The sequence below is a fragment of the Natrinema saccharevitans genome, assembly GCF_001953745.1.
Classification (GTDB): Archaea; Halobacteriota; Halobacteria; order Halobacteriales; family Natrialbaceae; genus Natrinema; species Natrinema saccharevitans.
Genome location: NZ_LWLN01000002.1, coordinates 98,796 through 111,601 on the forward strand (window position 1 = coordinate 98,796; position 12,806 = coordinate 111,601).

The 12,806-nt window shown below is 64.5% G+C and carries 10 protein-coding genes and 2 pseudogenes; 7 read left to right on the forward strand and 5 right to left on the reverse strand.

What is annotated here, in order from left to right:
* Positions 1–188 precede the first annotated feature (188 nt).
* A complete protein-coding gene (locus tag A6E15_RS17995; RefSeq protein ID WP_076148547.1) occupies positions 189–1,760 on the reverse strand; it encodes an acyl-CoA carboxylase subunit beta in 1,572 nt (523 codons plus the stop codon).
* Positions 1,757–3,433, reverse strand: a complete 1,677-nt coding sequence (locus A6E15_RS18000) for a class I adenylate-forming enzyme family protein (RefSeq protein WP_076148548.1) — start codon at positions 3,431–3,433, stop codon at positions 1,757–1,759. Before A6E15_RS18000 ends, A6E15_RS17995 begins: the two co-directional genes overlap by 4 nt.
* Positions 3,434–3,547: 114 nt before the next feature.
* Between A6E15_RS18000 and A6E15_RS18005 the strand changes: the two genes are divergently transcribed.
* Together A6E15_RS18005 and A6E15_RS20550 are read left to right on the forward strand one after the other, a co-directional pair.
* Positions 3,548–3,892 carry a hypothetical protein gene (locus A6E15_RS18005; protein ID WP_245800611.1) on the forward strand — a complete coding sequence of 115 codons (345 nt, stop codon included), beginning with the start codon at positions 3,548–3,550 and terminating at the stop codon, positions 3,890–3,892.
* A gap of 30 nt (positions 3,893–3,922) precedes the next feature.
* On the forward strand, positions 3,923–4,072 hold the full coding sequence (locus A6E15_RS20550) for a cytochrome P450 (protein WP_139326638.1): 150 nt from the start codon (positions 3,923–3,925) through the stop codon (positions 4,070–4,072).
* 103 nt (positions 4,073–4,175) lie between these two features.
* On the opposite strand, the pseudogene A6E15_RS21820 reads toward A6E15_RS20550, so the two are convergent.
* The 3 genes and pseudogenes from A6E15_RS21820 to A6E15_RS18025 all read right to left on the reverse strand — a co-directional run.
* Positions 4,176–4,513 (reverse strand): annotated as a pseudogene (locus A6E15_RS21820) (cation transporting ATPase C-terminal domain-containing protein); the annotation flags it as partial.
* A gap of 156 nt (positions 4,514–4,669) precedes the next feature.
* On the reverse strand, positions 4,670–5,929 hold the full coding sequence (locus tag A6E15_RS18020; protein WP_076148550.1) for a cation:proton antiporter: 1,260 nt from the start codon (positions 5,927–5,929) through the stop codon (positions 4,670–4,672).
* Positions 5,930–7,032: 1,103 nt separating this feature from the next.
* Positions 7,033–8,238 carry an NAD(P)/FAD-dependent oxidoreductase gene (locus A6E15_RS18025; protein WP_076148551.1) on the reverse strand — a complete coding sequence of 402 codons (1,206 nt, stop codon included), beginning with the start codon at positions 8,236–8,238 and terminating at the stop codon, positions 7,033–7,035.
* Positions 8,239–8,355: 117 nt separating this feature from the next.
* On the opposite strand from A6E15_RS18025, the pseudogene A6E15_RS18030 reads away from it, so the two are divergent.
* The 5 genes and pseudogenes from A6E15_RS18030 to A6E15_RS18050 form a co-directional block, all read left to right on the forward strand.
* Positions 8,356–8,664 (forward strand): annotated as a pseudogene (locus tag A6E15_RS18030) (multicopper oxidase domain-containing protein); the annotation flags it as partial.
* 248 nt (positions 8,665–8,912) lie between these two features.
* Positions 8,913–10,130 (forward strand): CaiB/BaiF CoA transferase family protein, encoded by a 1,218-nt coding sequence (locus tag A6E15_RS18035; protein ID WP_076148552.1) that lies wholly within the window; start codon positions 8,913–8,915, stop codon positions 10,128–10,130.
* Positions 10,131–11,222 carry a LeuA family protein gene (locus A6E15_RS18040; protein WP_076148553.1) on the forward strand — a complete coding sequence of 364 codons (1,092 nt, stop codon included), beginning with the start codon at positions 10,131–10,133 and terminating at the stop codon, positions 11,220–11,222.
* Between the two features lie 97 nt (positions 11,223–11,319).
* Positions 11,320–11,955, forward strand: coding sequence for a helix-turn-helix domain-containing protein (locus A6E15_RS18045; protein WP_076148554.1), 636 nt, complete (start codon positions 11,320–11,322; stop codon positions 11,953–11,955).
* A gap of 529 nt (positions 11,956–12,484) precedes the next feature.
* A complete protein-coding gene (locus A6E15_RS18050) occupies positions 12,485–12,805 on the forward strand; it encodes a hypothetical protein (protein WP_076148555.1) in 321 nt (106 codons plus the stop codon).
* Position 12,806: the final 1 nt, after the last annotated feature.

Sequence of the window (12,806 nt, forward strand, 5' to 3'; positions counted from 1 at the left end):
TAGTCGTCGGTCTCGGTCAACGCCTCGCCGCGTTCGCCCTCTCGTTCGAGACCCTGCTCGAGCAGGGTATCCAGTGCGACGTTCAACAGTTCCCGGGCGTGTGTTATACCGAACGGGGCGTTTTCGGTCGACTCGTCGACCCACCCGCGAGCCCCGTCGGTCGGCGACGTGACCGGCGTCCGGGCCGCCTAGATCGGGTTGATCGATCGCTTTTTCGGCGGCCAGTCCCGGTCGCGGCCGTCGTCGGCTCGGTCGAACGCCCGCCGAATGCGGTCACGCGTCTCCTCGGGTTGGACGACGCCGTCGACGCCGACGCGTGCGGCCGCGCGGACGGCGTCGGTCCGGTCTTCGAACCTGTCGATCAGTTCCTGCCGACGGCTCTCGGGGTCGTCGGCCGACTCGATCTCGTGTCCGTAGGCGATGTCGACGGCGCCTTCGATTCCCATCGCCGCGAGTTCGGCCGTGGGCCACAGCACCGTCAACTCGGAGTCGAGCGAGCGGCCGCCGCCCATGGCGACGTAGCCGAACCCGTAGCCGCGTCGCAACACGACGTTGGCGATCGGCACCGTCGCTCGAGCCAGTTCGAACGGGAGTTTCGCCGAGTGGCGTGCGATCCCCTCCCGTTCGGAGTCCGGGCCGGGCAGGATACCGGGGACGTCGGTCAGGGTGACGATCGGCAGTCCGAACGCGTCACAGACGGCCGCGAAGTGGGCGGCCTTCTCCGAGGCGGCGGTATCGATCGTCCCCGCTTTGAACCGCGGATTGTTCGCGATGACGCCGGTCGGCTCGCCCTCGAGGCGGGCGAACGCCGTGACGATGTTGCGACCGTACGTCGGTTTGAGTTCGAACGTCGAGTCCCGATCCACGATGCCCTCAATGATCGCGTCGATGTCGTAGCCCTTTCGCGGACTCGAGGGAATGATCTCGCGCAACCGCTCTCGAGCGCTCTCGGTCGGCGGTGTCGGCTCGACGGTCGGGGGCTCACACTCCGCGTTTCGCGGCAGGTACGAGAGGTACGTCCGGATGGCGTCGAGACACGCCTCGTCGTCCTCGCAGGCGAGGTCGGCCATCCCGGTCTCGGTCGTCTGGAACCGCGCGCTGCCGAGTTCCTCCTTGGTTCCCTCGACGCCGAGGGCGGACTCGACGAGCGAGGGGCCGGCAACGCCCATCGTTCCGGTCCCCTCGACGATGGGGACGAAATCCGAGAGCGCGGCGAAGTTCGTCGGTGCCGCGAAGGCCGGCCCCATCATCGCGGAGACGACGGGGACCCAGCCCGAGAGCGCCGTCTGGAGGTTCGAGAAGCCGTTGTCGCCGCGAGCGAACGGTGCCGCGTCGAGGCCCTCCTGAATTCGGTGGCCGCCGCCGTCGTGCAGCATGATCAGCGGGATGCCACGCTCCAAGGCGCGTTCGGTCACGCGCGCGATCTTCCGGCCGCCGGCGTGGCCGATCGAGCCGCCCTTGACGGTAAAGTCCGTCGCGAAGATGGCCACGGGTCGATCGTCGATCCGACCGAATCCGGTAACGACGCCGTCGGCCGGTGCGTCCTCGCGCTCCCAGCCGGTCGTCTCCGGCGTCGTCGGCATCGGCGCGGCGAGCCGTCCGATCTCGTCGAACGACGCCGCGTCCAGCAGGTAGTCGATTCGCTCTCGAGCCGTGAGCTTACCGAGATCGTGTTGGTACTCGACGGCGTCTTCGCGGGCGTCGTCAGAGAGCGCGTCTTTCGCGTCGGCGACGGCCTCGAACGGATCGTCGTCGCTCATTCGAGGAGTCGCTCCCTGAGTTCGACCTTTCGCATCTTGTTCGTCTCCGTCGTCGGGATTTCGTCGACGAGAAACGTCTCGTCGGGATGCATGAACGACGGGATCCGCCCCTCGAGATGCGAACCGATCGTCGCTTCGGTCACCGACTCGTCGCCGCGGGGTTCGACCGCGAGCCCGATCCGGTCCTCGCCGCCTTCGGGTGCCGGAATCGGGAACACGGCGGCCGCTTCGACGGCGTCGTGAGTCGAGACGGCGTCTTGAATCTGCATCGAGGAGATGTTCTCGCCGCGCCGACGGATCACGTCGCCGAGTCGATCGACGAAGTAGAAGTTGCCGTCCGCGTCGCGGTAGGCCGCGTCGCCCGTGTGAAACCACAGGTTCGACATCGCTTCGGCCGTCCGCCCGGGTTTCGCGTGATAGCGCTCGAGCAACAGTCCCGGCCGCTTCGGCCTGATACAGAGTTCGCCGACCTCGCCCGTCTCGACCTCGCGGTCGTGTTCGTCGAGGACGGCGACCTCGACGATGTCTTCGCGAACGCGACCCATGTAGCGCTCCTCGTCGACGCTCTCGACCACGGGGAGGTTCATCTCGCGGGCTCGCTCCTCGACTGCGTCGGGCTCGAGGCCGCGGCGGTACGACGGCGGCGTTCCCCCCGCGTCGTCCGTGCGAATGACGCCGACGATCGGCGACCCGGTCTCGGTCTGGGCGAAGGCGACGGTCGCGATCTCGAATCCGAAGCGGTCGGCCAACTCCTCGTACTCCTCCGGCAGCGGCTGCATGTGGACCTTGTTGAGCGTGTTCTCGTGGTCGGAGTCGGTCCGCGGTGCGTTCATCAGCCACGGCATCATCACCGAGATGAGCGTCACCGACGTCGCCTCGTAGGTGTCGATGCGGTCCCAGAACGCCTGCGGGGAGAACCGGTCCCAGAGCGCGACCGTCCCGCCCGCGACCAGCCCGGCGACGACGTCGGCGTAGACGCCACCGATGTGGTACAGCGGCAGCGAGGTGTGGACGACGTCGTCCCCGTTCAACACCGCGCGTTTGGGCGCGATGTAGTTCGCGAAGATCCACCGGTGCGGGATGACGACCCCCTTCGGCATCCCCGTCGTCCCGGAGGTGTAGACGATACTCGCGGTGTCGTGCCAGGCGACGTCGACGTCGGGATCGATCGCCGGCTGTTCTCGCAACTCGTCGAACGACGTCGCCTCGAGGCTCGTCTCCGGACGCGGGCCGTCCGTCTCGATCACGACGAGTTCGGGGTCGGTCTCGAGGTCATCGCGGACGGCCTCGAAACGGTCGAGATACCGGTCCTCGAGAACGAAGACGTCGGGGTCGGTATCGTCGAGTTGGTAGGACAGCGTCTCGCCTTCGTACTCGAAGTTGATCGGCGAGTAGACGCCGCCGGCCTTGTTGATCCCGAACATCCCGCGCAGCGTCTCGAGCGGATGGGCGGCCATCAACGAGACGTTCGACCCCCGTTCGACGCCCAGCTCGCGGAGGCCGTTCGCGATCCGGTTTGCGGTCGCGTCGAGCTGTTCGTACGTGACGTGGATGTCGTCCGGGCCGTAGATCAGCGCCGTTTCGTCGGGGATCCGATCCGCTCGCGCCCGGAGCATGCTGTCGACCGTAATTTCGTCGATGGGTCTATCGTCCAATGTGCTTGTAACTCCCATACCCACAAATCGACAACCACCTTTGATAAACGTTCTGGTGAATAACCCGTCGATCGTGACGGGTCGCCGTCAGTATCCCGCGAACGTGCGATAATCGTTATGTAATAGCCTATTATGCCGTGGTATGAATTATTACAACAATGCGATAGCGATCGGGGAGCCGATGGCACCGTCTCCGCGTCGCTGGTTACGGACGCGCCCTCGGTCGAGAAGGTTGTTCGCGAGCGAACGACCGCTGGCGTCTGTCTCGTCGACGTCTCGTCGCTTCCTGCCGACGACGAGAGAGAACTGGCAACTCTCATGCGGACGGTCATGGACCGCCTCAAGTGTGACCCGTGGGATCTCGCCGACCATCCGCGGTTCAGGCTCGCGGTCGCACAGCGGTACAACATTCGAGCGAAGTGGCGGTACTGGTCGCGGGCGGACACGACCGGTGGTTCGGTGTCGTCCCCGTCCTGACGATCCCCGTTGTGATCGTGTGGGCCCGGTATGGTTCAGACAGATATATCGCTTTCGAGTAGTGATCAGACCCTCTATATATGGGTGGATCGTCCGGACAGATTCGCCGACGACGCCGACCGCCCAGAGCATGCGCACGTTCCGTTCGGCGACGGACCTCGTCACTGCATCGGGGTGTGATGTCCGCCCGTGGGAACGAAGGCCGACCTCGCAGCCGTTCGCAACGAGTACTCGTTCGAACTCGCGTCCGACCCGAACCCGGAGCTGATCGCCGGTACGGGCTTCACGTCCGGCGAACCGATCGAGACCGAACGAAGACGGCGATCGCGAGGTGCGCTGGGAGACACAGAGCGAGTACGGTACCGATGAGGCCCCAGTCCGATGGTTCGAGCGGAACGGTCCCGAAGTGCCGATCGAGCGGCGTGTAGAGTACCGCGAGTGGGAGCGTGATCGAAGCCGCGACGGCGGCCGCGAGCCACCGGTTCGACAGCACCGGCGTCCCACGAAGCCAGCGGCTGACGTAGAGCTTCCCGAACCGCTCCCGGCGATCAGTCCGAGCATCGGTCGGTCGATGATCCCCTGGTCGGGATCGCGCGGCGGACGATCCATCACCCCGTCGCTCGTCAGTCCGTCGGAACGCGACTCGAGGGACCCCACGACGCGTTCGGCCGCGAGTTCGTATGGCTTCTCGGACACTAATCGGCGTTCATCCCGGTACCCATAGATGTACGCGCCGGATCGGGCCACTGGATCGTGAAAGCGTGTCTATCGGCGACGTTACGACTGGTCCCCGTCGTGACGTGCCGTCGGCCGGTCCACTCCTGGCGCTCGCTGCTGGATGCCGGTGGCCCGAAGGAGAGACGGGAGTAACGTTCCTTGGACGAGCGTCCCGATGATCGCGACGCCGAAGACGACCGCGTGAATGAACTCGCGATGGGGGACCCACGCAGGGAGACCGAGCGCCAGCGAAATCGGAACGACGGTGTGTAACCCGCCCGAGACGAGGACGTGCTGATAGCTGCGGGGAAGCGGTCTCGAGACGATCTCGTTGACAGCGGCCACGAGAACGTAGACGACCGCCGCTCGGACGAACAACACGAGGACGGTGACGAGAAGCGCCGACGGCAGGTACCCGACGAGCGTGTCGATCGGAACGTGAACGCCGAGGAGTACGTAGACGGCCGTAGACAGCAGGAACGACCCGCCGGCCCAAATGTCGTGGACGAACTCGAACGCGTCCCGGTCGATACCGTCGTCAGCCTCCAGTTCCACGAACGAGCCCGCGCCGACCGTCGCGAGGATGCCACTCATGCCGACGCTCTCGGCGAGGACGTAGCTTCCGTACGCGGCCAGAACCGTGACGAGCAGGACTGCCATCCGCTCGGGAAGTCGACGGATGAACCGCGTGGTCCCGTATCCGAGGATGCACCCGAGGAAGAAGCCGCCGAGGCCGACGATCAGGAAATCCGTAACGACGCGCTCGGCGATCTCGAGGCCCGACATCGGTCCCGACTGCTCGGCGACGAGCGCAAGTAGCACGTTGACGATGGCGATCGCGACGCCGTCGTTGAACAGGCTCTCGCTGTCGATGATGACCGTCAACCGCTCGGGCGCGTCCAGGTCCTCGAACAAGGAGAGGACGGCGACCGGCTCGGTCGGAACGAGGATCGCGGCAAGCAACAGCGAAACCCCGATCGAAAGCCCGAACACGAGGTCGATGATCGGTCCCAGTAGCACGACCGCCAGCGGGATGCCAAGGCCGACCAGCGTCAGTGGGACGGCCAGGTTCTCGCGTAGCGCCGTTCGATTCAGTTCGATGACCCCGTTGAACAGGATCACCGGCAGGATGAGACCCATAATGACGTCGGTCAAGAGCCGGATTCCGACATCGACGCGCAGCAGCGAGATCGCGACCCCGACCAGAATGAGAACCACCGAATACGGCACGTCGATCCACGCGTCGACGACGATCCGAACCGCCAGCGCGAGCGCGAGCAAAGCACACACCCGGGTGAGGATCTCGAGAACGGCGACCACCGAGCTATAGTAGCTCTTGAAACGATTTACACACCGATCACAACGCTGTCCTGCGATCGGGTGTGCATTGACTTTCAAGAGCTACTATAGTACTCGAGGAACGGATCCTTGACATCTTCCCCGCCCTGACGGGGCGTTCCCCTCGTCCTTCCGTACTACCTGAGAGGCCCGGGGATCGCGTGAGCGAACGAGCGGCGACGCCGCGACTCCGAGCCGGTTCACCGAAGACGACGCGCTTCGACTCCTGCGGCGGCCGAGAACGGCAGCGAACGACCGGTCGCTCCGTGCAGTCCCGATCGTGATCATCGCATGGATCTGGACCGTACCGCGTCGGGTCCCGGGAGCCAAGCAGAAACGGTCGACCGACTTCTCTGCATCCGGCTGTGGTAGCTCGAAACGGACGGACGAGACGGTCGGCCGCCGTGGTCCCTTCGCTTGCCTGCGAAGCGATCCGTCTCGCCGTGGCCGTGTGTTTTATTGTGAAGAAAATACAATACAGAGCGATGATTCCACCGATCGGACGGGCGAAGAAACGGACGACGGGCAGGGACCGGTGCCCCGGACAGTCCTCCCGAACGTTGAGACGGTCCCCTCTGCAGTCGGGGCACTTGCCGAGCGACAGACCGAGGGACACGGGTACCCGAAGGTCCCGTAAGCGATTCCGTCGGGCCACGGGGACGCTCCAGTCGCGTGACGTCGTTCTCGAGCTGGAACCGGGGGAGGGCGGAGACGTGACGGCGTCGTCCCGAGGGACGTGCTGTTCCCGTCGGGAACACTGATTTCATCAGTGTTCCGGGGCAATACGATATTACCCTCGTTATTTCGACGATATCGAACGTTGTTCTGCATCGAGTGCGAGCGAAAGGTTGTCGTATATAATTCTTAGTAATATTGTATTAAAATTGCAACTATGTCCCCGGGGATGGGTCGCATCCTGATCGCCGACGTCGCGGCGCTCGGCGGCGGTATCGTCGCGACGGAGTCGGCCGTCCCGTGAAACTGACTCACTCTCGCGTTTGCAGTCGCGATCGCTCCGTCGGGCTCCTCGCGGGCCGGGACGCGAGAGGCGGCGCGGTTCGAAACGCCTGCCCGTCGTCGATCGATCACGGCCCTCCTCGAGACGTATATTCCCACGAATCGGTATAGGACTCGTAGACGCGACGGATCATCCCGGCGTCGGAGATCAGTTCGAGCGCGGTCGCCGGTCGCCCCGCGACGCGTCGCATCACGGTTGCGGGTCGGCGGGTGACGTCGTCGATCGTCAGTCCCTCGAGCGCCTCCGTGACGGCCGCCAAGAGGTCGATGTCCTCGTGTTCGACCCACGCGCCGCGCATCAGCCGGGCGAGGCGGTACTCGGACCGCATCAGTTCGTAGAGCTTCCGCGGATACGCCGACTCGTTCCCGTCCGCGATCAGTTCCGTGAGGAGGTACGCCGATCTGATTCCCTGACAGATCCCCTCGCCCTGATATCGGTTAGCGATCCCGGCCGCGTCGCCGACGAGAAACACCTTCGCCTCGGGATCGCAGACGCGGTCGGGACCGAGGCTCGGTCCCCTCGGGATGGTGGCGATGTTCACGTCCGCCCGGTCCGGGACCGGAAACGCGTTCCGCTCGGCGGCGGTCTCGAGCGCGGCGAAGTAGTCGGCGGGACGCCGATCGCCTGCCCAGCCGATGCCGACGTTCGCGTGGCCATCCGACTTGGGGAACGCCCACGCGTAGCCGACGTATCCCTCGAAGAAGATCCGCGGCCGGTTCCGATACGCCGAGAAGTCGCCCTCGACGGTCGCGTTGAGGGCGACCATGTCGCCGGTGTACTCGCTCGCGTTCCCGTTCGCTTTGAGCGTCAGGGACGGCTGCCCCGACGCGTCGACGACGTAGTCGTACGAGTTCACGATGTCCGCGTAGTCGGTCGGCGAGACCGATCGCCCGGTCCGGAACTCGACGCCCCTGGCCTCCAGTTCCGCCGCCCACCGTCGTTCGACGACGGGGCGTTCGCAGATGTAGCCCGACTCACAGCACACGTTCGATTTCGCGAGCGGCGGGGCGTCGAGCGGCCGGTCAGTCCCGTCGTAGACCCGGATCTGGAACCCGTCGATGTCGTTGACGAACCCGTTTTCGGGCGTCTTCGGGAGCGGTATCAACGTCGTATCGTTGATCGCCTCGCCGCAGTCGACGCGTTTGTCGTCGTACTCCTGCCGTTCGTAGACGGTCACTCGGTCGAACTCCTCGATTCGGAGCAGTCCCGTCGCCGCCGCGAGGCCGGAGACAGAGCCACCGAGTACCGCCGCAGTCGGCTGGTTGTCGTCCATCGCTGTACCGTCCGAACACAATCACGTCGACGGTAATGAGCGTAACCGATCCACCATCGGTCCGGAACAGTCACGGCGCAGTGCTGGTCTCGTTGCTCGGGCGACTCCAGCGAATCCGGCGGGGTCGAGTCGCCCTCCGGGACCATCGACGGTCAGGTGTATCCGGACGCCGACACGCTCGAGATCAGCGAGGGCGATCACGTCCGTGTGCGGATGGTAAATCGCAGTCCGGCGATCCACCCGATGGACCTCCACGGTCACTTCTTCCAGGTCGGCGACGCGGTCAAGGACACCGTTCTGGTCGCGTCCCACGGTGATCGGGTGACGTTCGAGTTCCGCGCGGACAACCCGGGCGACTGGCTGTTTCACTGTCACAACGTCTACCACCTCGAGCGGAGGATGGCCCGCGTGTTCGAATACGACTGAGCGCCACCGCCGCCTCGGGGACAGTACCCGTCTGACGACCGAACGGTGTTAGGCGATCTCGGGTCCGTCGCGACAACGAACTGTGCGGCGGCCCCGAAGCGCCGGACCGCCGGTGGGTCGCGACCTCGTGTGCAAGCGGACTCGGCCCACGTTCGGCCGGCTCGAGTCGATTACTACCGATGGGGTATATAAACAGCCAACACTGGGTGGAACAACTGTCTTTCGTCGCGGGGCTGTGGGTCAGGGAAATGACGGCACGAGAACGAACCGGTCCCCTCGACGGGCTCCGGGTCATCGACATGTCCGGGATGATAAGCGGCGCCTTCGCGACGACGATGATGGGCGATTTCGGCGCCGACATCGTCATGATCGAGCATCCCGAGAACGGTGATCCGATCCGCGAGTGGCCCCAGAAGACCGAGGAGGGCGAATCGCTGGCCTGGAAGTCACTTGGTCGTAACAAACGGTGTATCACGCTCGATCTCGGCTCCGAGCGCGGGCGCGAGATCGCTCTCCTGTTGATCGAAGACGCCGACGTCGTCTTCGAGAACTTCCGTCCGGGAACGATGGAGCGGTGGGGACTCGGTCCCGACGACGTCCACGCGGTCAACGAGGAGGCGATCATGGTCCGGCTCTCGGGCTACGGCCAGACGGGGCCGAAGTCCCAGAAACCGGGATTCGGGACGATTGCGGAAGGCATCTCCGGATGGGCTCACGCGAACGGGTTCCCCGACAGCGAGCCGCTGTTGCCCCCGATCAGCCTCGCGGACTTGACGGCAGCCCAGTTCGCGATGCAGGCCGCCATGATGGCGATCTTCGAGCGTGACGTCGGCCGCGGCGGGAGCGGCGAGGGACAGGTGATCGACGTCTCCCTCATCGAACCGCTCTGGCGGCTGTTCTTCGGCGAAGTCGAAGCCTACGACCGGATGGATCACGTCCGGGAACGGACCGGCAACCAGCACCCCAGTACCGCTCCGCGGAACATCTACGAGACCGCCGACGGCTACATGACGATGTCCGCGTCGAATCAGAAGATCTTCGAACGCGTCGCCGAGGCCATCGACAAACCCGAACTCGTCGAGGATCCGCGATTCGAAGACAACGAGGCCCGCGTCGAGAACAACGAACCGCTCAACGCGGCGATCGAGGAGTGGACGGAACGGCGAACGACCGCGGAGGCGACAGAGATTCTCGAGGCCCACGACGCCATCGTCGGCCCGGTCTACGATATGGCCGATATCTTCTCGGACGAGCAGTTCCAGGCCCGTGACAGCATCGTCGAGGTCGAGGATCCGGATATCGGATCGATCAAGACCTTCGCACCGATCCCGAAGTTCTCCCGGACGCCCGGAGCGGTGGAGTTCCTCGGACCCGGACACGGCGAACACAACGAGGACGTCTACCGGGGCGAACTCGGGATGACCGACGAGGAGTACTCGGAGCTGGAGGAGGAAGGGATCATATAGATGCAACTCACTGATGTGACGCTCCGAGAGGGCGATCAGATGCCGGGACGCGAGTACACCGCCGAGCAGAAGATCGACTGCGTCCGGGCGCTCGACCACCTCGGCGTCCCGTTCATCCAGCCCGCTTTCCCCGCGACGGGCGAGAAGGATCGGACTGTCGTCTCCGAACTGAGCGGGACGACCGACGCGACGATCGTGGCACTGGCCCGCGCCCTCGAGCGCGACATCGACGCAGCGGTCGACGCGGGCGCTGATGTCGTCGAGACGTTCGTCTCGGTCTCCGACAGACACCTCGAACATCTCCTCGATGCCTCCCGCGAGGAGATGCTGACGATGCTGACCGAAGCGGTCGATTACATCGACGAACGGGGTGCCACGCCCCACGTCACGCTCGCGGACGCCTTCCGAACGGACCACGATGATTTGGTCGACGTCTTCGAGGCGGTCCCGAAGGTCCCGTTCGTCACCCTTGCGGACTCCGTCGGCGCCCGGACGCCAGCGACGGTCAGGTCGTCGCTCGACCGACTCGGCGACGACGTGGACTTCTCCCGCGTCGGCGTTCACTTCCACGACGACATGGGCTGTGGGACGGCAAACGCTCTGGCGGCGTATCACGCCGGCGTCGCGAAGGCCGACGTGAGCGTCGCCTCCCTCGGCGAGCGGGCAGGAAACAGTTCGCTCGAGGAGGTCGTCGTCGCCTGCGCCGTCGACCTCGGGGACGACCTCGGTATCGAGACGGACGAACTCGTCCCCGCTTGCCGGGACGTACTCGACACGCTCGACGAGGAGTACGGCGACCGGAAAGCGATCCTCGGCGGGGAAATCTCCGAACACGAGTCGGGGATCCACACCGCGGCGATGCTCAGCGATCCCGCGACGCTCGAACCGTTCGACCCCGCGGCGTTCGGTGGCGAACGCCGGCTCGTGTTCGGGAAACCGACCGGGAACGACGGCGCGCGCAAACTCCTCGAACGCGCCGGCCTCGAACCCGACGACGAGACGGTGTCGTCGTTCAGAGCGACGCTGGCCGAGCGCGGCCCGCTCGAACTGGACGAGGCCCTCTCCCTCGCGAGCCGAGAGTTCGGTGACTGAGTCCCCGATCGATACCCGACTCGAGCCCCCATTAGTGGGGAATACTTAGGCAAGTATTATGTTGCGGGGATAAGTACCACACCACACGAGCAGGTAGATGTTCCAAGCCGAGATCCACCTCCAACAGGAGAAGTCCTGCGTCCTCAGCGACTTCGCGGAGTACTTCGATACGTCGTTCGACGTCGACATCGAGGAACTTCACGACCACCGCGTAACCTTCACCATTCGGATGGAAGAGCCCTACGAGGAGTACATCGAGTTCTTCGAGGACGCCGAACAGGTCGAACACGTCGAACGGCTCGACGAAGCGAACTACCTGATCACCAAGACGTCGTGTGGGGCGTACTCCGCCGTCGACCGAAACCACGGCGTCCTTCGGCGACAGAGCCGCGTCTTCGCGGACCATCGAGTCTATACCGTCCTCTTTTTCCGCCGTGAGGATCTCCGGGCCATGATCGACGATTTCAATCGGATCGGCACCGTCACGCTCGGCAAACTCACCGAATTCGAAGAGTCGAAATCGATGCTCACCGACCGTCAACTCGAGGTCGTTACCTGTGCGCTCGAGGAGGGATACTTCGAGTGGCCACGGGGGATCAGCAGCGAAGAACTCGCCGACGAGTTGGGAATCAACCGAACGACGGCGCTCGAACATCTTCGGAAGGCCCAGTCAAAGCTCTTGACGAGCGCCATCAAGGAGAATAACCACCTGCAGGGCCACGGTAAACCGTAGGCGTCGGTGACCGATGAGACGGCTGCGGCCCTGACCCGCCCTCATCGTCGGCCATGTCTTCTCTCCGTCCTTCCATCGAATGATCGTTTTGTCTGAGAACGATCGGATCGAGCCGCTAACGATACATGGAATAATCGTCATATTCGGCCTCCCCTAACTCAGGCGTCAAGTTGGCCGAGCCAGAATCGATGAGGACTTCAGACACCGTCACGCTGTCATTGAGACTTCATCGGCGAAATCGTCCGTCGTCCTTCATCCAAATCGCGGACGACGGGCGGATGAGCGCATCTGGCGACAGCAACGGAGAGGAGAGCTGTCGTACCTGCGAGGACGTGACGGCGACGCATACCGGTAATGCGGCGACGCGTTCGTCGTCCCCGCGCTCACGGATGGGAAGTCCCAGCGACTCCTCGTAGACCCCGGCGCTGGATCGAGGTGTTTGGCCTTCGGACGATTCGACGGTTGGACGAACATTCGATCGATGGACGCGAAACGATAGATAAGGAAGTGAACTCTCTTCACCTGTCCCATGAGGATCCCAGTTCCAACGAACAGGCTCGTTTCGCTCACGCTCGCCGGCGCGGTGTTGACCGGTATCGTCGCGCTCGCGCTGGCAGCCCCCGGGCTCGGACTCGGCGTCGATTCGCTGACCGACGACGAGAACCCGACGGTCGCAAGCGACGCGCCGACGGCAAACGAGGACTTCACACCGGCGGTCGGGACGCAAGGCGGCGGTGAACACGAGGACGACGAGTACGAGGAACACGAAGACGAGTACGAAGACGAATACGAGGAACACGAAGACGAGTACGAAGACGAATACGAGGAACACGAAGAGGAGGACGATTAGC